The sequence below is a fragment of the Isoptericola sp. NPDC056573 genome (assembly GCF_042793335.1).
GTDB lineage: Bacteria > Actinomycetota > Actinomycetes > Actinomycetales > Cellulomonadaceae > Isoptericola.
The window spans coordinates 370,103-392,417 of the sequence record NZ_JBHTUY010000005.1 but is presented as its reverse complement, the minus strand read 5'-3'; the positions used below and the strand labels follow the sequence as shown (position 1 = coordinate 392,417).

Here is a 22,315-nt window from a genome sequence, read left to right as displayed (position 1 = left end):
CCCTCACCGCACCCACCCCCCGTCCGTCGGCCGACGGACCGACCACCGGAGCACCGATGACGAAGCAGACCGTCAACCCGACCGTGGAGGCCCTCGTCGCGCGGTCGAACCGCCTGGGCGCCGACCCGCGCAACACGAACTACGCCGGCGGCAACACGTCCGCCAAGGGGATCGAGAAGGACCCGGTCACCGGGCAGGACGTCGAGCTGCTGTGGGTCAAGGGCTCCGGCGGCGACCTCGGCACCCTCACCGCGAAGGGCCTCGCCGTCCTGCGGCTCGACCGCCTGCGCGCCCTCACCGAGGTGTACCCGGGCGTGGAGCGCGAGGACGAGATGGTCGCCGCGTTCGACTACTGCCTGCACGGCAAGGGCGGCGCCGCCCCCAGCATCGACACGGCCATGCACGGCCTGGTCGACGCCGCGCACGTGGACCACCTGCACCCGGACGCGGGCATCGCGATCGCGACCGCGGCCGACGGCCCCGAGCTGACGCAGAAGATCTTCGGGGGCAAGGTCGTGTGGGTGCCGTGGCGCCGTCCCGGCTTCCAGCTCGGCCTCGACATCGCCGAGATCAAGGCGGCGCACCCCGACGCGATCGGCACGGTGCTCGGCGGGCACGGCATCACGGCCTGGGGGGACACGGCCGAGGAGTCCGAGGCGAACTCGCTGTGGATCATCGAGACCGCGGCGGCGTACATCGCGGAGCACGGCGCGCCGGAGCCCTTCGGCCCGGCGCTCGACGGCTACGGCGCCCTGCCCGACGACGCGCGGCGCGCCAAGGCCGCCGCGCTCGCCCCGCACCTGCGCGCCGTCGCGTCGCACGACAGGCCGCAGGTGGGACACTTCACCGACGCGGACGTCGTGCTCGACTTCCTGGCGAGCACCGAGCACGCGCGCCTGGCGGAGCTGGGCACGAGCTGCCCCGACCACTTCCTGCGCACCAAGGTGAAGCCGCTGGTCGTGGACCTGCCGGCCACCGCCACGGTCGAGGAGATCGTGGAGCGCCTGCCCGAGCTGCACGAGGCGTACCGCGCCGACTACACCGCGTACTACGAGCGTGGCGCCGCCGAGGCGCGAGCCCGCGGCGAGGAGCCGCCCGCGATGCGCGGCGCGGACCCGGCGATCGTGCTGGTGCCCGGCGTCGGCATGTTCTCCTACGGCGCCGACAAGCAGACCGCGCGCGTCGCGGGGGAGTTCTACGTCAACGCCGTCAACGTCATGCGCGGCGCGGAGGCCCTCTCGACCTACGCCCCGATCGACGAGTCGGAGAAGTTCCGCATCGAGTACTGGGCGCTCGAGGAGGCGAAGCTCCAGCGCAAGCCGAAGCCCAAGCCGCTCGCGACGCGCATCGCGTTCGTCACCGGCGCCGCGTCGGGCATCGGCAAGGCCATCGCGACCCGCCTCGCCGCGGAGGGCGCGTGCGTCGTCGTCGCCGACCTGGACCTCGCCAAGGCGCAGGCCGCGGCCGCCGAGCTCGGCTCGACCGACGTCGCGATCGGCCTGGCGGCGAACGTCGCCGACGAGGCCGCGGTCCAGGCCGCGCTGGCCGAGGCAGTCCTCGCCTTCGGCGGCGTGGACATCGTCGTGAACAACGCCGGCCTGTCGCTGAGCAAGTCGCTGTTCGACACCACCGAGGCGGACTGGGACCTGCAGCACGACGTCATGGCCAAGGGCTCGTTCCTCGTGGCCAAGAACGCCGCGCGCATCCTCGTGGACCAGAAGCTCGGCGGTGACATCGTCTACATCTCGTCGAAGAACTCCGTGTTCGCGGGCCCGAACAACATCGCCTACTCGGCCACCAAGGCCGACCAGGCGCACCAGGTGCGGCTGCTGGCCGCCGAGCTCGGCGAGCACGGCATCAAGGTCAACGGCATCAACCCGGACGGCGTCGTGCGCGGCTCGGGGATCTTCGCCTCCGGCTGGGGCGCCAACCGTGCCAAGACGTACGGCATCGAGGAGCAGGACCTGGGCAAGTTCTACGCCCAGCGCACGCTGCTCAAGCGCGAGGTGCTGCCCGAGCACGTCGCGAACGCCGTCTACGCGCTGTGCACGTCCGACTTCTCGCACACCACCGGCCTGCACGTGCCCGTCGACGCCGGCGTGGCGCAGGCGTTCCTGCGATGACGGCGACACCCGCGGCACCGGCGGGGCCCGGGTCGACGGCGGCGGGCACGCTCGCCGCCGTCGACCTGGGCGCCACCAGCGGGCGCGTCATCCTGGGCCGCTTCGGCGGGCGGGAGGGGCTGCGGCTGCAGCACGTGGCGCGGTTCCCCAACGACCCGGTCCGCACGCCCGACGGCCTGCACTGGAACCTGCTGGAGCTGTACCGCCAGGTCCTCGACGGCCTGGCCGCGGCCGAGCGCGAGGCGCCCGGCGAGATCCTCGGCGTCGGGATCGACTCGTGGGCCGTGGACTACGGGCTGCTGCGCGGCGGGCGCCTGCTCGGCGTGCCGTACCACTACCGCGACGCGCGGACGGCGGCCGGCGTGGAGCGCGTGCACGCCCGCGTCGACGCCGCGGCGCTGTACGCGCGCAACGGGCTCCAGCACCTCCCGTTCAACACCGTGTTCCAGCTCGCCACGGAGGGGCCGCTGCTCGACCTGGCCGACCGGCTGCTGCTGGTGCCCGACCTGCTCGCGCACTGGCTCACCGGCGCCGAGGTCGCGGAGCGCACCAACGCCTCCACCACCGGGCTGCTCGACGCGCGCACGGGGGAGTGGGACACGGGCCTCGCCGAGCTGGTCGGGGTCCCGGCCGGGATCCTGCCGCCCCTGGTCGACCCGGGGGCGTCGCTGGGCGTGCTTTCGCCCGACGTCGCGCAGCTGGTGGGCCGGGCGCTCGAGGTGACGGCCGTGGGCTCGCACGACACGGCCTCCGCCGTCGTCGCCGTCCCCGCGACCGACCGGGACGTCGCGTACGTCTCGTGCGGCACGTGGGGGCTGGTCGGCCTCGAGCTCGACGCGCCGGTGCTGACCGAGGACGCCCGGCTCGCCGGCTTCACCAACGAGGGCGGCGTCGACGGCCGCACGCGGTTCCTGCACAACGTCATGGGGCTGTGGCTGCTCAGCGAGTCGATCCGCACCTGGGAGCGGGAGTCCACGGCGGCGCAGCGCTCCAGCACCCTGCAGGAGCTGCTCGCCGAGGCGGCGCACGTCACCGCCCCCGTCGCGGTGTTCGACGTCGACGACCCGCGCTTCCTGCCGCCGGGCGACGTCCCGGGGCGCATCGCCGACTGGTGCCGCGAGCACGGCCAGCCCGTGCCGGCGACGCGGGGGGAGTACGTGCGCAGCATCGTCGAGAGCCTGGCGCAGGCGTTCGCGGACGCCGTCACGACGGCGGCGAAGCTCGCCGGGCGCACCGTGTCGACCATCCACGTGGTGGGCGGCGGCGCGCAGAACACCCTGCTGTGCCAGGCGACGGCGGACCGCGCCGGGCTGCCCGTGGTGGCCGGGCCCGTCGAGGCCACCGCCATCGGCAACCTGCTGGTGCAGGCCCGCGCCCGCGGTCTCGTGGGCGGCGACCTGGAGGACCTGCGTGCGCTCGTCGCCGCGGCGTTCACGCCCGAGCGCTACGCCCCGCGGTAGGCCCCGACGGACGACGTGCGCGCCGCCGCGCCGTGGGCTGCCAGGTGCTGCGGCACCGGGCCCCGCGGGGCGGCGACGGGCACGTCCGCGGTCGTGAACCGCGCCCACACGTGCTTCTCGCCATGGTCCGTGCGGTACCAGCCGACCTCGTCGGCGATCGTCTTCGCGAGGCGCAGGCCGTGGCCGCCCTCGCCCGGCTCGCGGTCGTGCGGGACGACGGGCGGCGCGTCCGGGCTGCGGTCCACGACGTCTACCACGGCGACGTCGCCGTCGCACAGCAGCCGTGCGACCACCGGTGGTCTGGCGTGCTCGAGCGCGTTCGCCACCAGCTCGCTCGCGACCAGCACCATGCGCTGACGCCCGGACAGCCCGCCGACGTCGGGCGCGGGCCCCCGCTGCGCCGCCCGGCAGTCGCACGGGAGGCGCGACTCGAGCGCGGAGCGCACGTCCGCGAGGTCGTCGACGGTGCGCACGGTCCACGTCCCGACGACGTCGAGCCGCCCGACGGGGACGGCCTCGACCGGCGTCACCGGCGCACGTCCGGAACCATGCAGCCTCCTGTGGCCACGGGGGATGGGGGCCTTCCGAAGGCCGCGGGTGGCGGCCTGGACCGTCGTCGACCCTACTGCCCCGGGGCCGCCCCCGCGCGCGCTGTGACGAACGTCGTGGGTGAGCGCGACCCACGGCGCGGGACGACCTCGCCCGCGCGCCGCGGACCGCGCTCACCGGGGGTGGATCAGCGCCAGGGCGTCCACCCGTCGTCGCCGGAGAGGTACGCCTCGCGGGTGTGCGCGGCGGCCTCGTCGGCGGTCAGCTGCGGACGGCCGTCGACGACGGCGCCGGCGGGCGCGGCGCCGGGACCGGCGTTGCGGTACTCCCGCATGAAGTCGTCGCGCCACGACCAGCCGCTCATGTCCGACCAGGCGGGCGTCCCGACGTGCGCGCCCAGCCAGGAGTCGCGCACGACGACGGACGGGTCGACGAGCGGGTTGCTGCTCGGGTGCCACGGGCGGCCGAGGAAGACGGTGCCCGCCGCGGCGTCCGACGTGAACCGGGTGCCGGTGAACAGGAAGCCCTTGCCGCCGGGCACGGTCGCCGGAGCCGCCACGTACCCGTTGTTCGTCGCGGACCCGCGGTCGAGCGAGCGGATCTCCGAGTCCTCGACGACGAGGGTGCCGCCGCCGTAGACGAAGTCGACGTCGCCCTCGATGTACGAGTCCGTGACGTACGTGCGCGCCGCCGCGGCGCCGGAGCCCGGGTCGGCCAGGTACGTGTCCTGGTTGCCGAGCAGCCGGACGCCGTCGAGCACGGTGCGGTCGCCCGACGTCCGCAGCGCGAGCGCCTGGCTGCCGCCGTTCGCGGCCTCGTCGTAGGCGTTCTCGACGGTGAGGTCGCGCAGCGTGACGTCGTCGGCCAGCACGGACAGCACCGGCGAGCCGGTGTGCCCGAACGTGCCGCCGTAGAACTTGGCCTGGCCGGCGGCGAGGTCGTAGGTGAGCACCACGTCCTCCGGGTCGCCGGTGGCGCCGCGGATGGTGGTCCCGTCGGCGCCGGGCCAGACCCGCACCACCTCGCGGTAGACGCCCGGCTCGACGACGACGTCCACCGGGTGCGGCGACCGCGACGCCGCGCCCACCGCGGCGCCGATCGACGCGTAGTCGCCGGTGCCGTCGAGCGCCACGGTGACCGTGCGGCGGACCTTCTCCTGCGCGCCGAGGGTGCCCGCGCCGCGCGTGACGACGCGGGTGACGTCGGCGACGTCGTCGGGCGTGTACGGGTACCGGGCGGCCGGGTCGAACGTCGGACCGGTGTCGTCCTTGCGACCGCGGATCGTCGTGAACCGGTTGTCGCGCGAGTCGACCTTCGACGCCGGGTCCTTGGCGACGATCGCGTCCTCGCCGTTCGAGTACACGCTCGACTCGACGACGAGCTGCGACGCACCGCGCGACATGGTGCCGTACTGCGCCTGCCCGTCGAACCAGTTGTTGTACAGGTGGCCGGCGGCCACGTTGTCGATGCTCGCGTTGCGCTGGTAGGTGTTCGAGAACCGGTTGTGGTGCATCGTGATCTCGGTGACCACGTTGTCGGTCCAGCCCACGCCCACCGTCTTGTTGTGGTCGTGCAGGTAGTTCCACGACAGCGTGACCGCCGTGGAGTCCTTGCGGACGTCGATCAGGCCGTCGCCCAGGCGCGTGAGCTCGTTGTGGTCGATCCACACGTGGCTGGAGGTGTCGACGCGGATGCCGTCGTTGTCGTTGTCCGCGCTCTTGCCGTCCCAGTCGCCCGGCACGTAGGAGTCGCGGAAGCGCAGGTTGCGCACGATGACGTTCTCCACGTGGTCGAGCCGCAGCCCGACGCCGACCAGCTCCGCGCCCGACGCGAACCCGACGATCGTCTTGTCGCTCGCCACGTCGATCATCGAGCCGAACTCGGCCGGCTCGATCGTGCCCTTGACGTAGATCGTCAGGGGTTCGTCGGACGCCGCCGCCTCGGCGAGCGCGGCCGCGTCGCGCACGGTGACGGCGTCGCCGCCCGCGCCGCCGGTCGTGCCGTGGGGGAGGTCGTCGGTGGGCGTGGAGGCGAAGCCCGTCGCGACGGGCGACCAGACGGGGCCGTCGGCCGTCGTCGTGGTGGGCGCGCCGATGCGCTCCAGGACGGCGGCCCCGGCGGCGACCGGGCCGCCGTCGTGACCGGGACCGGGCGCCGCCTGCGCGGCCGGGGCGAGCAGGGTCAGGGCCAGCACCGGGGCGCCGAGCAGCGCGGCGGTGCGGGTCGTCGTGAGTCTCATGGATGCTCCTCGAAGGGTGTCAGGACTGGCGTGGGTCGTCGGTGGATCGGCCGCCGCCGACCAGCGGGACGTCGTCGAGCACGGTGCCGTCGCCGGCGTCCCGCAGGGCGAGGGTCTCCCTCGGCCCGTTCACCTCGGCGTCGTAGGCGTTCTCGAGCGTGAGGTCGCGCAGGGTCACGCCGTCGGCGAGGACGGTCGCGGTGGCCCAGTCGCTCGCGGGCTTGTCGTACGTCACGACGACGTCGGCGGGGTCGCCCGTCGCGCCGCGGATCGTGAGCCCCTCGGCGCCCGGCCAGACGGTGAGCACCTCGCGGTACGTGCCCGGCTCGACGACGATCTCGACCGGTCGGGGCGACCGCGACGCCGCGCCGACGGCCGCCTGGACCGACAGGTAGTCGCCGGTGCCGTCCTGCGCCACCGTGACCCGCCGGCCGAGCCGGTCGTCGCGCGTGGACCGGGTGCCGGCGTACCGGCTCAGCAGCGGCACGACGTCCTCGGCGTCGTCGGCCGTGTAGGCGTAGTGGTCGGACGCCTCGAACGTGGGCCCGGTCTCGGCCGGCTCCTCGCCCCAGTTCCCGCGGAACAGGTTGCCGCGCTGGTGCAGACGGGCCGCGTCGCCGCTGAGGATGAGCGGGTTGCGGGCGTTCTCGTAGACGCTCGACTCGACCAGCAGCGTGGAGCCGCCGCGCGACGTGGTGCCGTACGAGCTCGCCCCGGACAGCCAGTTGTTGTACAGGTGGCCGAGCGCCACGTTGTCGATGCTGCCGTTGCGCTGGTGCACGTTCGAGAACCGGTTGTGGTGCAGGGTCAGCGTGGTCACGACGTTGTCCGTCCACCCGACGCCGAGCGTCTTGTTGTGGTCGTGGAAGGAGTTCCACGACGCCGTCACCGCGGTGGAGTCCTTGCGGATGTCGAGCTGGCCGTCGCCGAGCCGCGCGAACTCGTTGTGGTCCACCCACACGTGGTCCGACGTGTCGATGCGGATGCCGTCGTTGTCGTTGTCCGCGCTCTTGCCGTCCCAGTCGGCCGCGACGTAGGAGTCGCGGAACGTCAGGTTGCGGATGATGACGTTCTCGACCTCGAGCAGCCGCAGCCCGCCGCCGACGACCTCGCCGCCCGACGCCGCGCCGACGATCGTCTTGTCGCTCGCGACGTCGATCATCGAGCCGAACGGCTCCACCTCGAGGGTGCCCTGCACGAGGATCGTCAGCGGTTCGTCGGCTGCCGCGTACGCCGCGAGGCCCGCGGCGTCGCGCGCGGTGACGGTCCGCCCGCCCGCGCCGCCGGTGGTGCCGTCCGGGAGCTCGTCCGTCGGGACGGACGCGAAGCCCGTCGCGGTGGGGGACCAGACGGGGCCGTCCGCGGACGTCACGGGTGGGGCGCCGATGCGGTGCAGCAGCGCTCGGCCGGTGGCCTCGGGGTCCGTGCCGGACGACGCGTGCGCGACCGGGGCGAGCAGCGTCAGGCCGAGGACCGGGGCGGCGAGTGCCGCCACGGCCCGGCGGGCTCGCGGCCCCGGGCGGTGGGAGCGAGGGGTGGGGGTGCGGTGCGGGGTGGGTCGATGGTCCGCGGTCAAGGGCATCGTCGCGCCTCTCGTGAGACTCGGGCCGGGTGGCCCTCGGGTCGGGACGAGCGGGGGCGGCGGCCGGGGGCCCGTCATCGACGGCGGGGTACCCGGGGGTGCCTGCGGTGCGGATCGTGCTGGTCGTGCTGCTCGTGGTGCGGCCGACGTCGGTGTCGGTCTTCCCGTGCCCGTCGCGCTCTGCGACCGGAAACGCCTCAGAAACCGGTTTCTCACAAACCTATCCGAGCAGGGCGCCCGCGTCAATAGTTCAGCGGCCGGAACCAATCAGAGGTCGTGCCGGTCCGGCGTCGACCCGCGTGGCCAGGGGCTCGACGAAGAGCGGGGCGAGGGTTTCTCCGCGGCGACGTATCCCTCCCGAAGTGGAGGGCGCCCTGGCGCCCGTGAACGCGTCGCCGCGGAGAAACACTCGCCCCGCTCGCCCCGACCGAGGTGTCGGCCGGATACGACGACCGGCTCAGGCAGTGACGGCCCCCACGCGCCCGACCGCGAGGGCCGCGACGTCGCCTGCCCCGGTGATGTCGAGGCGTCGGTCGACGACGGCCGCCACGACGTCGACCTCGAGCGACGACCCCGCAGGCACCGTGCGCACCGCGTCCCAGGCGAGCGCCGGACCCAGCCCCACGTAGTCGCCCACGCGGGCGAACCACGGGTCGGGCTCCCCGGACGCCTGGGCCAGCACGAGGGTGGTCCAGGCCGGCCCGGTGCGCCGCACGACGGCCACCCACGGGCTGCGCGAGCCGTGCACGTCGCCGCCGCGGTCGGGGCTCAGCGCGAACGCCTCGTCGCCCGACGGGAGGCGCCAGAACCAGCCGCCGTACCCGGCGCCGGGCCGGCCGTTGGTCGCCGGGCTGCCGATCTCGACGTCGGCGTCGCCCGCGCGCAGGCTGCCGTGCCAGCCGAGCGCCCACGCGTCGACTTCCGGCAGCACGACGGCGGTGAGGCGCCGCTCCTCCGTCAGCTGCACACCGCCGCGCTCGTCCAGCCAGCGCAGCCGCTGGGTCAGGGTGGCGCCGTCGTCGGTCACCTCCGTGCGCCCGGCCTCCTGGCGGCCGTGGTTCGCGAGCAGCGTCGGCCCCAGGTCGCGCACGTAGGTGCGCCCGCCCCAGTGGCTGGTGCCGTCCACGTCGGCCACCGCCATCGAGACGCCGTAGTGGTGGCGGTGGTCCAGCGGGCTCTTCGTCGTCATCGCCACGCCCTGCGCCGAGTGCACCGGGTGCAGGAAGGGCCGTGGGCTGTGCACGCCGGGCATCCCGTCACCGCGCGAGTACCGCCCCAGGGGCCGGTCGTCGCCGACGCCGAGCACCCAGTCGTCGTCGACGGGCCGCCACCGGGCCCGGACCGAGTCGTCACGGGCGTGCGCGCGCCCCGCGAGGTCCGCCGACGTCACGCCGAGCCGGCGCGCGGGCGGCACGGGCCCCGTGCTGCCCCGCACCACCAGCCCCGGTGTCACGTGCACGGCGATGCCCTCGGCACCGAGTCGGGTGCGCTCCGTGCCGAGCACGCGGGCGTGCAGCAGCTCCCAGGCACGGCGGCCGAGATCGGCCTGCGGCACCGCGGCCGTGGTCAGCGACGGCGTCGCGTAGCGGGCGAGCTCGATGTCGTCGAAGCCGCCGATCGAGATGTCCCCCGGCACCGCCACGCCGGCTTCGTTGAGCCGCGCGAGGAGGCCGAACGCGACCAGGTCGTTGAACGCGACGACGCCCGTCGCGCCGGTGGCGAGCACGGCGTCCGCCGCGCGGTACCCGGCGTCCACGGTGGGGCCGCACGGCACGGTCGTGACGCGCAGACCCGGGTGCCGCTCGCGCGCGTCGTCGAGGGCGCGGGCCCGCAGCCCGTTCGACGCGCTCGATCGGGGGCCGGCGACGTACGCGAGCTCGCGGTGCCCGAGCGCCACCAGGTGGTCCACCATGCTCCGCACGCCTGCCGCGTAGTCGACGCGCACGCTCGGCACGGTGAGGCCGGGCACGTGCCGGTTGACCACGACCACCGGCTCGAGCCGCGGCAGGAGCTCCAGCAGCGCGTCCTCGGACGTGCGCGGGGCGGCGAGCACCAGCGCGTCGCACCGCTGTCGCGCCTCGAGCGCCACCTCGGCCTCGTCGGCGGTGTTCTCGGCCGTGTCGGCCACCAGGACGCGGTAGTCGTGCGGCGCGGCCGCCGCCATCGTGCCGCGCAGGATCTGCTGGAACATCGGGTTCGCCAGGTCGGGCACGACCAGCGCGACGGAGTTGGTGCGGCCCAGCGACAGGCTGCGCGCCACCCGGCTGGGCTGGTAGCGCAGGTCCTTCGCGGCGACGCGCACGCGCTCGGCGATGTCCCGCGCGACGCTGGCCCGGCCGTTCATCACCCGCGAGACCGTGGCCCGCGACACCCCGGCTGCGGCCGCCACCTCGTCGATGGTGGGGCCGCCCGAGCGGGCCATCAGGCGTCCTTCCCGGCCACGGTGACGTGCATCGGGCCGAAGGTGCCGCCGTCGCCCGGCCGCAGGTCGGCCCCGAGCGGGGCGCTCGCGAACAGGCCGACCTCGGCGCCGATCCAGTGGCCGACGACCGACTGCCACGGCGGCGCGGGCTCGTGCCACTCCGCGTCGTCGTGCCCCGGCAGGGCGTCGTCCCGCCAGGCCCAGGTGACGCGGCCCTCGGCGTCGACGGCGGTGCGCAGCACGACGCCCGTCGCGCCCGCGGGCACGGGCTCCTGCGCGAGGACCTCCTCGTCGCCGTAGGTGCCGCCGCGCCGCACGGTCACCTCGATCCCGCCCGGCGTGCGCACCAGTCCCGCCCAGGCGTACTCGCGGCCCAGGACGACGACGCCGGCCCGGGTGCCGGGGGCCTCGCCCGCGAGGCCGACGCGGGTCTCCCACGTGCTCGGCTGCCCCGGCAGCTGCTGGCTCAGGACGGCGCCCTGGTCGCGCAGGTTGCCCCGGGGCGTGGGCTGGGCGGGCAGGTGCAGCGTGCCGCCGCCGTCGGCCACGGCCCAACCCTCGACGGGGTTCGCCTGCCAGTGCCAGCGGGGCGCGAGGCCCGGGGACGCGAAGTCGTCGCTGCGCACCGGCTCGCCCGGCTCGGCGCCCGGCACGGGCGTCGGGTGCGTGAGTACCGGGGAGCCCGCGTCGCCCAGCATCGGCCAGCCGTCGTCGTCCCACCGCATCGGCTGCAGGTGCACCACGCGGCCGAAGACGTCGCGGTCCTGGAAGTGCAGGAACCAGTCGTCGCTGTCCGGGGTGTCCACCCATGCGCCCTGGTGCGGGCCGTTGACCGGGGTGTCGCCCTGGGCCAGCACCACGCGGTGCTCGTACGGGCCCCACACCGACCGCGCGCGGAAGGCGACCTGGTAGCCGGTCGCGACGCCGCCGGCCGGCGCGAAGATCCAGTACCAGCCGTCGCGCTGGTACAGCTTGGGGCCCTCCAGCGTGCGGAAGCCCGGCAGCTCGTCGCCGTCGACCACGGTGCGCGCGGGCCCGACGGCGCGGCGCAGGCCGGGGTCCACCTCGACCACCGTCAGGCGGTTCTTCACCCCGGCGCGGCTCTTGGCCCAGCCGTGCACGAGGTAGGCGCGGCCGTCGTCGTCCCACAGGGGGCACGGGTCGATGAGGCCCTGGCCCGGGAGCAGGCACCACGGCTCGGACCACGGGCCGCGCGGGTCGGCCGCGGTGAGCACGAAGATCCCGTGGTCCGGGTCGGGGTAGACGATCCAGAACAGGCCGTCGTGGTGACGCAGGCTGGGCGCCCACACCCCGGAGCCGTGCCGGGGGAGCGTGTAGTGACCGGCGGGCGGCAGGGCGGGCAGCGCGTTCGCCACGTGCCGCCAGGACACGAGGTCGCGCGAGTGCAGCACGGGCAGCCCGGGGGCACGGTTGAAGCTGGACGCGATCAGCCAGTAGTCGTCCCCGACGCGCACCGCGTCGGGGTCCGGCCAGTCCGCGTCGAGGACCGGGTTGCTGTAGTGGGTCATGGTCGCCTTCCGTCACGTCGCTGGGACAGTCGGCGAGAAACCGTGAGAAACCGGTTCCCGCCGTGCTGTGCCCAGCCTAGCAACCGGTTTCCGCCGGAGGGAACGCCTGGACGTGACGGAGCGGTCCGGCGGGGGCCTCAGCCGGCCAGCGCGTGCGACACGAAGAGTGCCACGGCCCCGACGAAGGAGACGGCGCCCACGACGAGCGCGAGCCTCTGCAGGCCACGGTTCCCGGCGCCGGAACGAAGCCGGAACAGCGCCCAGACCACCGCCGCGGCGGCCACGGGCGGGACCACGAAGAGCGCCAGCGAGGCGACGGCGAGCACGACCAGCCAGACATCGGCGGCGGGCGTGGTGGTCGCCGCCCCGGGTGCCGCGGCGGCGCGGGAGGCCGGGGTCGACACGGCGGCGATGGCGTCCACCGGGCCCAGCTCGTCGAGCACGCGGCGCGCGCCGGCGTCGTCGGAGCCGTGCAGCGCGAGGGACTCGGCCGCGTGCTCGCGCACCGCGGCGAGCGTCTCGGCACGCTCGCGGGGCTCGCTCGCGGCGAGAGCGCGCTCGAGGTCGGTGAGGTACGCCTCGACCAGAGGGGGGAACGCGGGGGTCGTGGTCATCGGGGCTCCAGGGTCGTGCGGACGTCTTCCGTGAACCGGGCCCAGGTGGCGGTGAACGTCTCGAGAGCCGCCTGCCCCTCGGTCGTGAGCTCGTAGTACCGGCGCGGCGGGCCCATCGGGGACGCGACCTGCGTCGTCGTGACCCAGCCCTGCTGGCGCAGCCGGGAGAGCAGCGGGTACAGGGTGCCCTCGCTGGTCAGCAGGGTGCTCGTGGCGCCGAGGCGCTCGGCGAGCTCGAGGCCGTACGCCGGCCCCGACCGCAGGCAGGCCAGGACGCAGTACTCCACGACTCCCTTGCGGAGCTGGGTGAGGACGGCGTCCGAGGTCGGTACCATGCGTCACAAGATAGCAGTCTCTTGCGTCGCAAGATAGTGGTCGGGCCCCGGACGACCGTGCCTCCCCGGTCAGGCCGCCGCGGTGCGCACCAGCGCGGTGAGCCGCTCCTCGAAGGCCGGGGTCCAGGCCAGCACCGCGAAGGCGGTCGGCCAGAAGTCGCCGTCGTCGAGGTGTGCCGCGGGGTCGAAGCCGACCGTCGCGTAGCGCGTCCCGAACTTCGCGGCGGGCTGCACGAACACGACCATCTTGCCGGCGGCGTCCGCGAAGCCGGGCATGCCGTAGTACGTCTTCGGCACGAGGTCGGGTGCGACCGCGGCGACGACCCGGCACAGCCCCTCGGCGATGTCCCGGTCGGTGCCCTCGAGCGGCTCGATCGCCTCGCGCACCGCCTTCTCGCCCGCGGCGCGGTTCCTGCCGGCCTTCTCCTGCTCGCGCAGCTCCTTGGCGCGCTGCTTCACGGCGGCGCGCTCGTCGGCGCTCAGTCCCTCGGACGTGGCCATGTCGTTCCTCCCGGCTGGTGGTGCGGCGCCGTGCCGCACCGTCGGGTCCCAGGCTAGGGAGCGGCTCCCCGGCGGCGCTTCTCCATTCCTGACCGGTGCGGATCCTGCGCCGCGCACGACGACGCCCCGCCGCCCGGGGAGGCGACGGGGCGTCGTGCGGCGGGCCGGCGTCGGCGACAGACCCGCACCGGGGTGTCAAGGCCCGGTGTGCTGGAGGGCGGGCCTAGAGGTGCGGCAGCACGTGCCGCGCGTACCGCTCGCCGACCGTGCGGGCGGTGTCGCGAGGGTCCTCGGCCCAGACCTCCTCGTTGAAGATCTCGGTCTCGACGTCCCCGGTGTAGCCCGCCTCGGCGACCCAGCGCGAGATCGTCGGGAAGTCGACGTACCCGTCGCCCACGTGGCCGCGGGAGTTGAGCGGGTCGGCGGCCAGCGGCAGGTTCCAGTCGCAGACCTGGTACCCCGCGATCCGGCCCTCCGCCCCGGCCCGCGCGATCGACTCGCGCAGCCGCGGGTCCCACCACACGTGGTAGGTGTCGACGACGACGCCCACGGTCTCGGGCGCGAACGGCGCCGCGAGGTCGAGCGCCTGCCCGAGGGTGGAGATCACCGCGCGGTCGGCGGCGAACATCGGGTGCAGCGCCTCGAGCACGATCCGCACGTCGTGCTCGGCCGCGAACGGCGCGAGCTCGGCGATCCGGTCCGCCACGCGGGCGCGGGCGGCGACGACGTCGCGGTCGCCCGGACCGGCGTCGGGCCGCGGGCCGCGGCCGGGCTCGCTGAGGGCGGGCAGGCCGCCGACGACGAACACCAGCTCGCGGGTGCCGACGCCTGCCGTCTCCTCGATGGCGCGCTTGTTGTCGTCGAGGGCAGCGGCGATGCCCGCCTCGTCCGCGGCCGTGAGGAACCCGCCGCGGCACAGCGACGAGACGCGCAGGCCGGCGTCCGACACGATGCGTGCCGCCTTGTCCGCGCCGTGCTCCTGCACCTGGTGGCGCCACAGGCCGACGGCGCCGAGACCGGCCGAGGCCGCGGCGTCGACCGCCTCGGCGAGCGTGGCGTGCTTGACCGTGGCGGTGTTGAGCGAGCAGCGGCTCAGGTCGGCTCCCGCGGCGCTCATGCGGAGACCCCGTTCGTCACCAGCAGGGCGTCCAGGCGGCGGGCGGCCAGCGCCGGGTCGAGCAGCATGCCGCAGCCGTCGGCGAGGCGGGCCAGCTCCACCAGGTGCGCCAGCGAGCGGCCCGACTGCAGACCGCCCACGAGCTGGAACCCGGCCTGGAAGCCGTTCAGCCAGGACAGGAACGCCACGCCCGTCTTGTAGTAGTAGGTCGGCGCCGCGAAGATGTGCCGGCCCAGCTTCTCGGTCGAGGCCAGGATCGCGTGCCCGCGTGCCGCGCCGTCCGGGTCGCCGGCCTCCGCGGCGTCGAACGCCTGCAGCGCGGTGGACGCGGCCGGGTAGATCGCCGCGAAGATCCCGAGCAGGGCGTCGGAGCGGCCCTGCTCGTCACCCGTGATCAGCTCCGGGTAGTTGAAGTCGTCGCCGGTGTACAGGCGCACGGGCGAGCCGTCGAGGCCGGCCAGCGACCGGCGCAGCCCGATCTCGTGCTGCGCGTCGAGCAGCGACACCTTGACGCCGTCGACCTTGTCCTGGTGGGCCCGGATGAGGTCGAGGAACGTGGCGGTCGCGGAGGCGACGTCGTCGGAGCCCCAGTAGCCCGCGAGGGCCGGGTCGAACATCGTGCCCAGCCAGTGCAGGACGACGGGCTTGTCGGCCTCGGCCAGCACGGCGTCGTAGACGCGGGCGTAGTCCTCGGGGGAGCGGGCCACCTTCGCCAGCGCGCGCGACGCCATGACGATGACCTGCGCGCCGGCGTCCTGCACCACGTGCACCTGCTCGCGGTAGGCGTCGGTCACGGCGGCGAGGCCCGCCTCGCCGGGCTCGACCGACGCGGGGTCGAGCTGGTCGGTGCCCGCGCCGCACGCGATGCGCGCGCCGACGGACGCGGCCTCGGCCGACGACCGGCGCACGAGCTCCTGCGTCGCGGCCCAGTCCAGGCCCATCCCGCGCTGGGCGGTGTCCATGGCGTCGGCGACGCCGAGCCCGAAGCGCCAGATCTCGTGCCGGTAGGCGAGCGTCGCGTCCCAGTCGACGACGGCCGGCGCGCCCGGCACGTTCTCGGCGCCGACCTGCGGCACCACGTGCGCCGCGGCGAAGGCCACGCGCGACGTGATCGGCGCGGCCGGGGCGTGCCAGGGGCCCGGCGCGTTGAGCTCGCGCACCTCCGTACCGGTGGCGCGACCCGCGGCATCGAACCGGGGCAGGCGCACCGTGACGCCGCTGGGCGCCAGCTCCGGGGCGAGCGCGGGGTTGAGGGTGGGGGCGGTCACAGGGAGATCTCCGGGACGTCGAGGCGGCGGCCCTCGGCCGACGACCGCAGGCCCAGCTCGGCGAGCTGCACGCCGCGCGCGGCGGACAGCAGGTCGAAGCGGTGCGGGCGCCCGGCGACGACGTCGCGCAGGAACTCCTCCCACTGCAGCTTGAAGCCGTTGTCGAGGTCGGCGTTGGCGGGCACCTCGAGCCACTGGTCGCGGAACGGCTCGGTGACGGGCAGGTCCGGGTTCCACACGGGCTTGGGGGTGTGGGCGCGCTGCTGCGCGACGCACTTGCGCAGCCCCGCGACGGCGGAGCCGTGGGTGCCGTCCACCTGGAACTCGACGAGCTCGTCGCGGTAGACGCGCACGGCCCAGGAGGAGTTGATCTGCGCCACGACCGGGTCGCCGCCCGGCGTCTCGATCTCGAAGATGCCGTACGCGGCGTCGTCGGCGGTGGCGGCGTACTCCTTGCCCTGCTCGTCCCAGCGGGTCGGGATGTGCGTGGTGGTCTGGGCGTTGACGGTCTTGACCGCGCCGAGGATGCCCTCGAGGACGTAGTTCCAGTGGCAGAACATGTCCGTGGTCATGCCGCCGCCGTCCTCCTTGCGGTAGTTCCACGACGGGCGCTGGGCCGCCTGGTGCTCGCCCTCGAACACCCAGTAGCCGAACTCGCCCCGCAGCGACAGGATGCGGCCGAAGAAGCCCTCGTCCACGAGGCGGCGCAGCTTGACCAGGCCCGGCAGGTACAGCTTGTCGTGCACGACGCCGGCGGTGACGCCGGTCTCCTCGCGCAGGCGGGCGAGCTCGACCGCCTCGGCCAGCGTCTCGGCGGTCGGCTTCTCGGTGTAGACGTGCTTGCCTGCCTGCATCGCCTTGGTGAGCGTCTTGGCGCGCAGCGACGTCATCGAGGCGTCGAACACGATGTCCGTGCTCGGGTCGGCGATGATCCCGTCGAGGTCGGTCGTGTACTCCTCGACCCCGTGCTGCGCAGCCAGCTCGGCCAGCTTGGACTCGTTGCGGCCCACGAGCACGGGCTCCACCTGCACGCGGGAGCCGTCGGGCAGCTCGACGCCGCCCTGCTCGCGGATCGGCAGGATCGAGCGCACGAGGTGCTGGCGGTAGCCCATGCGGCCCGTGACGCCGTTCATCGCGATGCGCAGCGTGCGCGGGGGTGTGGTGCTCACTCGGGACTCCTTCGTCGGTGCGTCTCGTCGGTGGCGGCGACGCGTGCGGGAATGCGCTTTCCATCCAAGTTAGGGGCTGCGGACGCCGCCGTCAAGCAGATGCCCCGGGGTGCGCGGCGCGCGGCGGGTGAGATCGAGTCGGTTGACACCTCGGCGCGTCGCCGTGTTTCCTATAGGAAACACGATTCGACGATCGACGGAGATCTCCTTGCGCACTGCGGACACCTGGCCCATCGCCGCCAACATGCTGTCCTTCGGCTCCACCGCGGCCGACGGCACCCCCAACGTCGACGCCCCCGCCGAGTCCTGGCGCGGGCAGCTCCAGCAGGTCGCCGACCTCGGGTTCGCGGACGTCGACCCCACCGACGCGTGGCTGTCGATCGGGGAGATGACCGACGCCCGGTTCGCCGAGCTGCTCGTGGTCCTCAAGGAGGTCGGCCTCGCCGTCCCGTCCGTGTCCACGACGCGCCGCAGCGTCGTCGACGCCGCCCGTGGCGAGGACTACCTGCGCTTCGGCCACACGATCATCGACCGCGCGCCGGCGCTCGGCGCCGAGGTCGTGAACTTCGGGTTCATGCAGGCGCTCACGCCGGCCCAGGAGAAGGCGCTGTGGTTCTGGCTGGCCGAGGGCCACCACGACGACCTCGGCGACGTCGAGAACCGCGACCTGGCCGTCCGGCGCATCCGCGAGCTCGCCGACCACGCGGCCGCGGTGGGGGTGCGGGTCAGCCTCGAGATGTACGAGGACACCTACATCGGCACGCCGGACCTGGCCGTGCGGTTCCTCGAGGACGTCGACCGCGACAACGTGGGGCTCAACCCCGACCTGGGCAACCTCGTGCGGCTGCACCGGGAGATCGAGGACATCCCGACGATGTTCGAGAAGGTGCTGCCGCACACGAACTTCTGGCACATCAAGAACTACACGCGCGACGTGGACCTGGCGACGGGCGCCTACGCGACCCACCCGACCCCGCTGGTGCAGGGCGTCGTCAACTACCGCGTGATGATCCGGCAGGCGCTCGAGCTCGGCTTCGACGGCGTGTTCGTCTGCGAGCACTACGGGTCGGACAGCCTCGGCGTCGCGGCCCTCAACCGCGAGTACATCCGCGGCGTGCTGCGCTCCGCGGGGCGCTGAGCAGACCAGTCCGGCGCACCGCGCCGCCCACCCGTCACCGCACGAGCAAAGGTGCTGACCCCATGACGTACGTCCACAACCGACCCGAGGACTTCGCCCGCGAGGCGCTGAGCGGCCTCGTCAAGGCCCACCCCGGCACCCTGCGCCGCGTGCCCGGCGGCGTCGCGCGCGCCGAGGGCACGCGCCCCGGCAAGGTCGCCGTCGTCGTCGGCGGAGGCTCCGGCCACTACCCGGCCTTCGCCGGGCTCGTGGGCGAGGGCGTGGCCGACGCCGCCGTGTGCGGCGAGGTCTTCGCCTCCCCGTCCACGCGCCAGGTGCTCGACGTGTGCCGGGCCGCCGACGCCGGGGCCGGCATCTGGCTGTCGTTCGGCAACTACGCCGGGGACGTCCTCAACTTCGGCGCCGCGGCGAGCCGGCTGCGCGCGCAGGGCGTCGACGTGGCCGTGCGCCTCGTCACCGACGACGTCGCCTCCGCGCCCGCCGACCGCGCCGAGGAGCGCCGCGGCGTCGCCGGGGACCTCGTGGTCTTCAAGGTCGCGGGCGCCGCCGCGGAGTCGGGTGCGGACCTGGCCGAGGTCGACCGCCTCGCGGGGCTGGCCAACGGGCGCACCCGCTCCTTCGGCGTGGCCTTCGACGGCTGCACCCTGCCCGGCGCCGACGCGCCCCTGTTCAGCCTCCCGGAGGGGACGGTCGGCTGGGGGCTCGGGATCCACGGCGAGCCCGGGATCGGCGAGGAGTCGGTGCCGCCGGCGGCGGACCTGGCCGCCGAGCTGGTCGACCGCGTGCTCGCGGACCGGCCCGACGACGCGGACGGCCGCGCCGCCGTCGTCCTCAACGGGCTCGGCACGGTCAAGTACGAGGAGCTCTTCGTGCTCTGGGACCGGGTGCACGACCTGCTCACGGAGCGCGGCGTGACGCTGGTGGCGCCGCTCGTCGGCGAGTACGTCACGAGCCTCGACATGGCGGGGTGCTCGCTCACCGTCACGTGGCTCGACGACGAGCTCGAGCCGCTGTGGCTCGCACCGGCCACGACGCCCGCCTTCCGGCACGGGGGCTGGCGCGCGGCGCCGGTGACGGCCGCGCCCGACGTCGCCACCGAGCCGGAGCCGCCGCTCGTGGTCGCGACCTCGGACGAGGGCGCCGCGGCGGCGCGCCTCGTGGTCCGTGCGCTGCACCGCGCGCAGGAGGTCCTGCACGGTGCGGAGGACGAGCTCGGCGCGCTCGACGCGGTCGCCGGCGACGGCGACCACGGCCGCGGCATGTGCCGCGGCGTCGACGCGGCGGTCGAGGCGGCCGACGAGGCGCTGGCCGCCGGGGCGGACGCCCCGTCCGTGCTGCGGCGTGCCGCGGACCGGTGGGCCGACCGCGCGGGCGGCACGTCGGGGGCCCTGTGGGGCGTCGGCCTGCTCGCCCTCGCCGACCGGCTGCCCGCCGGCGGGACGCTGACGGGCGCCCACGTCGTCGACGGCGTGCGCGCCGCACGCGACGAGGTCTGCGCGGTGGGCGGGGCCCGGCCGGGCGACAAGACGCTCGTGGACGCCCTCGACCCCGCCGTCGCGGCGCTGGCCGCGGCGCACGGGAACGGTGCGGCGGCGCCCGACGCCTGGCGGGCGGCCGTGCGGGCCGCCCGGGACGGCGCGTCCAGCACCAAGGACATCACGGCACGCCGCGGTCGCTCGCGCGTGCTGGGGGACAAGAGCCTCGGGGTCGCCGACCCGGGGGCGACGTCGCTCGCGCTCCTCCTCGCGGAGGTCGGGGACGCGCTCGGCGTCAGCTTCGACGACGTGGAGGTGGCGGCACGATGACGACGGCCCAGGGAACGGCCCAGGGAACGGCCCAGGAGACGAGCCCGGAGACGCCGCAGGCCCTGCGGGTCGTCGTCGGCTCGGACGACGCCGGGTTCGACTACAAGGAGCTGCTCAAGGCCGACCTCGAGGCCGACGACCGTGTGGTCTCCGTGACCGACGTCGGTGTCGGCGGCGACGAGCACACCCCGTACCCCTACGTGGGTGCGGCCGCCGCGCGCCTGGTCGCCGAGGGGAAGGCCGACCGTGCGCTCCTCGTGTGCGGCACGGGGCTCGGCGTCGCGATCGCCGCCAACAAGGTGCCGGGCGTCCGCGCCGTCACCGCCCACGACTCGTTCTCGGTCGAGCGCGCGGTGCTGTCCAACGACGCCCAGGTGCTGTGCTTCGGGCAGCGCGTCGTGGGCATCGAGCTCGCCCGCCGGCTGCTGCGCGAGTGGCTGGGCTACCGGTTCGACCCGACGTCGGCGTCCGCGCCCAAGGTCGCGGCGATCGGCGAGGTCGAGTCCGGCGCGGGAACCGGGGCCGTCCCGGAGCCCGCCGGGTCCTGCGGATGACGCGCCGCCCGCTCGTCGCCGTCTCGCTCAAGGCCTATCTCGGGGCCGCCGACACGGAGCGCTGGCTGACCGAGGTCGCCGAGGTGGCGGACGCCGCCGCGGCGGGAAACGTCGAGCTCGCCGTCCTGCCGTCGTTCCCGCTGCTGCCCGCGGCCGCCCGCCTGCTGGCGGGCACGCGGGTGGCCTGGGGCGCCCAGGACGTCGCGCCCGGGGTGCAGGGCGCCCAGACCGGCGAGGTCACCGCCGCCCTGCTCGCCGAGCTCGGCTGCCGGTTCGCCGTCGTCGGGCACGCCGAGCGGCGCGCCGCGTTCCACGAGGACGACGACGTCGTGCGGGCCAAGGTCGCCCGCCTCGCCGAGGCGGGACTCACCCCGCTGCTCTGCGTGGGCGAGGAGCACCAGGTCGCCCCGCAGGACGCGGCGGCCGTCGCCGCCGACCAGCTCGAGAGCGCGCTGCGCGGCTCGGCGACGCGGGACGTCGTCGTCGGGTACGAGCCCGTCTGGGCGATCGGCGCCCCGCGGCCGGCACCCGCCGAGCACGTCGTGACGGTCGCGCACGCGCTGCGCGAGCGGCTCGACGCGCTCGGCGTCGAGGGCCGCGTGGTCTACGGCGGGGCGGCCGGACCGGGCACGCTCACCGCGCTCGCGGGCGCCGTCGACGGCGTGTTCCTGGGGCGTTTCGCCCACGACGTCGCCGCCCTGCGCGACGTGCTCGACGAGGCCGCGGCCGCGCGACCTGCGGATTCGGCCGCTCGGCCGTGACCGCCACAGACTGGACCACGAGAGAGGAAGCAACGATGGTCACCAGCATCAGCAGCGTCGCCGTGATCGGTGCCGGCTACATGGGAGGCGGCATCGCGCAGTCGCTCGCGCTCGCGGGCCTGCCCGTCACGATCGCCGACGTCTCCGCCGAGGCGACCCAGGCGGCGTTCGCGCGCCTGCTCGCGGAGGCGCAGGAGTTCGAGGACGCCGGGCTGTACGACGCCGGGGCGACGGAGACGATCCGCGCGAACCTGAGCACCGCCCCGTCGATCGAGGACGCCGTCGCCGACGTCGACTTCGTCGAGGAGGTCGTGTTCGAGTCCGTCGAGGTCAAGCACGACGTGCTCGGCCGGATCTCCGCGGCGGCCCGCGAGGACGCGATCATCGGGTCGAACACGTCGACGATCCCCGCCCGGGTGCTCGCGACCGCCGTGAAGAACCCGGAGCGGTTCCTCACCGTGCACTTCTCGAACCCGGCCCCCTTCATCCCGGGCGTCGAGCTCGTGCTGGGGGAGCGGACCGACGAGGCCGTCGTGCCCGTGGTCAAGGAGCTGCTCGGGAAGGCCGGCCGGGAGGCCGCGATCGTCGCCGACGTGCCCGGCTTCGTCCTCAACCGGCTGCAGTACGTGCTGCTCAAGGAGGCGATGTCGATCGCCGAGGAGGGCATCGCGTCGCCCGAGGACATCGACACCGTCGTCCGCACGACGTTCGGCTTCCGCCTGGGCTTCTTCGGCCCGTTCGCCATCGCCGACCAGGCAGGCCTCGACGTGTACGCCGGCGGCTTCCGGACGTTCGAGGAGGCGTTCGGCGAGCGGCTCAGCACGCCCGCGCTCATCCAGGACGCCGTCGCCGGCGACCGCCGGGGCGTGAAGAACGGCAAGGGCCTCCTCAAGGACTACACGCCCGAGCAGGTCAAGGCGCTGGTCGCCCACCGCAACAAGGCGTACAGCGAGATGGGTCGCCTGGTCCGCTCGCTCGGGCCGTCGCCCGCCTGACCTCCCACCCACCGCGGGGGGGGCCCCCCCGGGGGGGGGCCCCCCCCCCCCCCCCCCCCCCCCCCCCCCCCCCCGCCCCCCCCGCCCCCCCCGACCGCAAGCCCCGGGGGCGGAACAACACCACCCGGACCACAAACGAGCGCCCCCCCCACCC

Annotated in this window: 18 protein-coding genes; 7 read left to right on the top strand and 11 right to left on the bottom strand. The window is 74.9% G+C overall.

Annotated features, from left to right (window positions below):
- The first annotated feature begins 56 nt into the window (after positions 1 to 56).
- Together ACFQ8E_RS11705 and ACFQ8E_RS11700 are read left to right on the top strand one after the other, a co-directional pair.
- Positions 57 to 2,123, top strand: coding sequence for a bifunctional aldolase/short-chain dehydrogenase (locus tag ACFQ8E_RS11705; protein ID WP_430550713.1), 2,067 nt, complete (start codon positions 57 to 59; stop codon positions 2,121 to 2,123).
- Positions 2,120 to 3,583: a rhamnulokinase family protein gene (locus ACFQ8E_RS11700; protein ID WP_430550712.1), complete on the top strand. Its 1,464-nt coding sequence runs from the start codon at positions 2,120 to 2,122 to the stop codon at positions 3,581 to 3,583. The genes ACFQ8E_RS11705 and ACFQ8E_RS11700 overlap by 4 nt, the downstream gene beginning before the upstream one ends.
- Here ACFQ8E_RS11700 and ACFQ8E_RS11695 read toward each other — a convergent pair.
- From ACFQ8E_RS11695 to ACFQ8E_RS11645, 11 genes are all read right to left on the bottom strand, one after another.
- Positions 3,568 to 4,113 (bottom strand): ATP-binding protein, encoded by a 546-nt coding sequence (locus tag ACFQ8E_RS11695; RefSeq protein ID WP_430550711.1) that lies wholly within the window; start codon positions 4,111 to 4,113, stop codon positions 3,568 to 3,570. The genes ACFQ8E_RS11700 and ACFQ8E_RS11695 overlap by 16 nt on opposite strands.
- Before the next feature lie 206 nt (positions 4,114 to 4,319).
- Entirely contained in the window at positions 4,320 to 6,371 is a 2,052-nt protein-coding gene (locus tag ACFQ8E_RS11690) for a pectinesterase family protein (RefSeq protein WP_430550710.1), read from the bottom strand.
- Between the two features lie 19 nt (positions 6,372 to 6,390).
- Positions 6,391 to 7,866 carry a pectinesterase family protein gene (locus ACFQ8E_RS11685; protein WP_430550709.1) on the bottom strand — a complete coding sequence of 492 codons (1,476 nt, stop codon included), beginning with the start codon at positions 7,864 to 7,866 and terminating at the stop codon, positions 6,391 to 6,393.
- Between the two features lie 544 nt (positions 7,867 to 8,410).
- Complete coding sequence (locus ACFQ8E_RS11680) at positions 8,411 to 10,375, bottom strand: DUF6807 family protein (RefSeq protein ID WP_430550708.1); 1,965 nt, start codon at positions 10,373 to 10,375, stop codon at positions 8,411 to 8,413.
- A complete protein-coding gene (locus tag ACFQ8E_RS11675; protein WP_430550707.1) occupies positions 10,375 to 11,904 on the bottom strand; it encodes a family 43 glycosylhydrolase in 1,530 nt (509 codons plus the stop codon). Before ACFQ8E_RS11675 ends, ACFQ8E_RS11680 begins: the two co-directional genes overlap by 1 nt.
- Before the next feature lie 137 nt (positions 11,905 to 12,041).
- Positions 12,042 to 12,518, bottom strand: coding sequence for an HAAS signaling domain-containing protein (locus ACFQ8E_RS11670; protein WP_430550706.1), 477 nt, complete (start codon positions 12,516 to 12,518; stop codon positions 12,042 to 12,044).
- Positions 12,515 to 12,853 carry a PadR family transcriptional regulator gene (locus tag ACFQ8E_RS11665; RefSeq protein ID WP_430550705.1) on the bottom strand — a complete coding sequence of 113 codons (339 nt, stop codon included), beginning with the start codon at positions 12,851 to 12,853 and terminating at the stop codon, positions 12,515 to 12,517. The genes ACFQ8E_RS11670 and ACFQ8E_RS11665 overlap by 4 nt, the downstream gene beginning before the upstream one ends.
- A gap of 69 nt (positions 12,854 to 12,922) precedes the next feature.
- Positions 12,923 to 13,354, bottom strand: coding sequence for a hypothetical protein (locus ACFQ8E_RS11660; protein ID WP_430550704.1), 432 nt, complete (start codon positions 13,352 to 13,354; stop codon positions 12,923 to 12,925).
- A gap of 223 nt (positions 13,355 to 13,577) precedes the next feature.
- A complete protein-coding gene (locus tag ACFQ8E_RS11655) occupies positions 13,578 to 14,471 on the bottom strand; it encodes a sugar phosphate isomerase/epimerase family protein (RefSeq protein ID WP_430550703.1) in 894 nt (297 codons plus the stop codon).
- The gene (locus ACFQ8E_RS11650) at positions 14,468 to 15,679 is read right to left on the bottom strand and encodes a dihydrodipicolinate synthase family protein (RefSeq protein ID WP_430550776.1); all 1,212 of its coding nucleotides are present in this window, start codon (positions 15,677 to 15,679) and stop codon (positions 14,468 to 14,470) included. The genes ACFQ8E_RS11655 and ACFQ8E_RS11650 overlap by 4 nt, the downstream gene beginning before the upstream one ends.
- Positions 15,680 to 15,735: 56 nt before the next feature.
- The gene (locus tag ACFQ8E_RS11645) at positions 15,736 to 16,872 is read right to left on the bottom strand and encodes a Gfo/Idh/MocA family protein (protein WP_430550775.1); all 1,137 of its coding nucleotides are present in this window, start codon (positions 16,870 to 16,872) and stop codon (positions 15,736 to 15,738) included.
- A 244-nt stretch (positions 16,873 to 17,116) separates the two neighbouring features.
- Between ACFQ8E_RS11645 and ACFQ8E_RS11640 the strand changes: the two genes are divergently transcribed.
- The 5 genes from ACFQ8E_RS11640 to ACFQ8E_RS11620 all read left to right on the top strand — a co-directional run bounded on the left by ACFQ8E_RS11640 (position 17,117) and on the right by ACFQ8E_RS11620 (position 22,161).
- Positions 17,117 to 18,046: a sugar phosphate isomerase/epimerase family protein gene (locus ACFQ8E_RS11640; protein ID WP_430550702.1), complete on the top strand. Its 930-nt coding sequence runs from the start codon at positions 17,117 to 17,119 to the stop codon at positions 18,044 to 18,046.
- Positions 18,047 to 18,108: 62 nt separating this feature from the next.
- Positions 18,109 to 19,851, top strand: a complete 1,743-nt coding sequence (locus ACFQ8E_RS11635; RefSeq protein ID WP_430550701.1) for a dihydroxyacetone kinase family protein — start codon at positions 18,109 to 18,111, stop codon at positions 19,849 to 19,851.
- Positions 19,848 to 20,405 carry a ribose-5-phosphate isomerase gene (locus ACFQ8E_RS11630; RefSeq protein WP_430550700.1) on the top strand — a complete coding sequence of 186 codons (558 nt, stop codon included), beginning with the start codon at positions 19,848 to 19,850 and terminating at the stop codon, positions 20,403 to 20,405. Before ACFQ8E_RS11635 ends, ACFQ8E_RS11630 begins: the two co-directional genes overlap by 4 nt.
- Complete coding sequence (locus ACFQ8E_RS11625; RefSeq protein WP_430550699.1) at positions 20,402 to 21,166, top strand: triose-phosphate isomerase family protein; 765 nt, start codon at positions 20,402 to 20,404, stop codon at positions 21,164 to 21,166. The genes ACFQ8E_RS11630 and ACFQ8E_RS11625 overlap by 4 nt, the downstream gene beginning before the upstream one ends.
- Before the next feature lie 35 nt (positions 21,167 to 21,201).
- Positions 21,202 to 22,161: a 3-hydroxyacyl-CoA dehydrogenase family protein gene (locus ACFQ8E_RS11620; RefSeq protein ID WP_430550698.1), complete on the top strand. Its 960-nt coding sequence runs from the start codon at positions 21,202 to 21,204 to the stop codon at positions 22,159 to 22,161.
- The last annotated feature ends 154 nt before the right edge of the window (positions 22,162 to 22,315 follow it).

Excerpts from the sequence above, each read along its gene's own strand:
- ACFQ8E_RS11655 (WP_430550703.1), bottom strand. The coding sequence starts at position 14,471 with ATGAGCGCCGCGGGAGCCGACCTGAGCCGCTGCTCGCTCAACACCGCC.
- ACFQ8E_RS11700 (WP_430550712.1), top strand. The coding sequence starts at position 2,120 with ATGACGGCGACACCCGCGGCACCGGCGGGGCCCGGGTCGACGGCGGCG.
- ACFQ8E_RS11665 (WP_430550705.1), bottom strand. The coding sequence starts at position 12,853 with ATGGTACCGACCTCGGACGCCGTCCTCACCCAGCTCCGCAAGGGAGTC.
- ACFQ8E_RS11620 (WP_430550698.1), top strand. The coding sequence starts at position 21,202 with ATGGTCACCAGCATCAGCAGCGTCGCCGTGATCGGTGCCGGCTACATG.
- ACFQ8E_RS11635 (WP_430550701.1), top strand. The coding sequence starts at position 18,109 with ATGACGTACGTCCACAACCGACCCGAGGACTTCGCCCGCGAGGCGCTG.
- ACFQ8E_RS11660 (WP_430550704.1), bottom strand. The coding sequence starts at position 13,354 with ATGGCCACGTCCGAGGGACTGAGCGCCGACGAGCGCGCCGCCGTGAAG.
- ACFQ8E_RS11705 (WP_430550713.1), top strand. The coding sequence starts at position 57 with ATGACGAAGCAGACCGTCAACCCGACCGTGGAGGCCCTCGTCGCGCGG.
- ACFQ8E_RS11670 (WP_430550706.1), bottom strand. The coding sequence starts at position 12,518 with ATGACCACGACCCCCGCGTTCCCCCCTCTGGTCGAGGCGTACCTCACC.
- ACFQ8E_RS11690 (WP_430550710.1), bottom strand. The coding sequence starts at position 6,371 with ATGAGACTCACGACGACCCGCACCGCCGCGCTGCTCGGCGCCCCGGTG.
- ACFQ8E_RS11625 (WP_430550699.1), top strand. The coding sequence starts at position 20,402 with ATGACGCGCCGCCCGCTCGTCGCCGTCTCGCTCAAGGCCTATCTCGGG.
- ACFQ8E_RS11630 (WP_430550700.1), top strand. The coding sequence starts at position 19,848 with ATGACGACGGCCCAGGGAACGGCCCAGGGAACGGCCCAGGAGACGAGC.
- ACFQ8E_RS11675 (WP_430550707.1), bottom strand. The coding sequence starts at position 11,904 with ATGACCCACTACAGCAACCCGGTCCTCGACGCGGACTGGCCGGACCCC.
- ACFQ8E_RS11645 (WP_430550775.1), bottom strand. The coding sequence starts at position 16,872 with ATGAACGGCGTCACGGGCCGCATGGGCTACCGCCAGCACCTCGTGCGC.
- ACFQ8E_RS11680 (WP_430550708.1), bottom strand. The coding sequence starts at position 10,375 with ATGGCCCGCTCGGGCGGCCCCACCATCGACGAGGTGGCGGCCGCAGCC.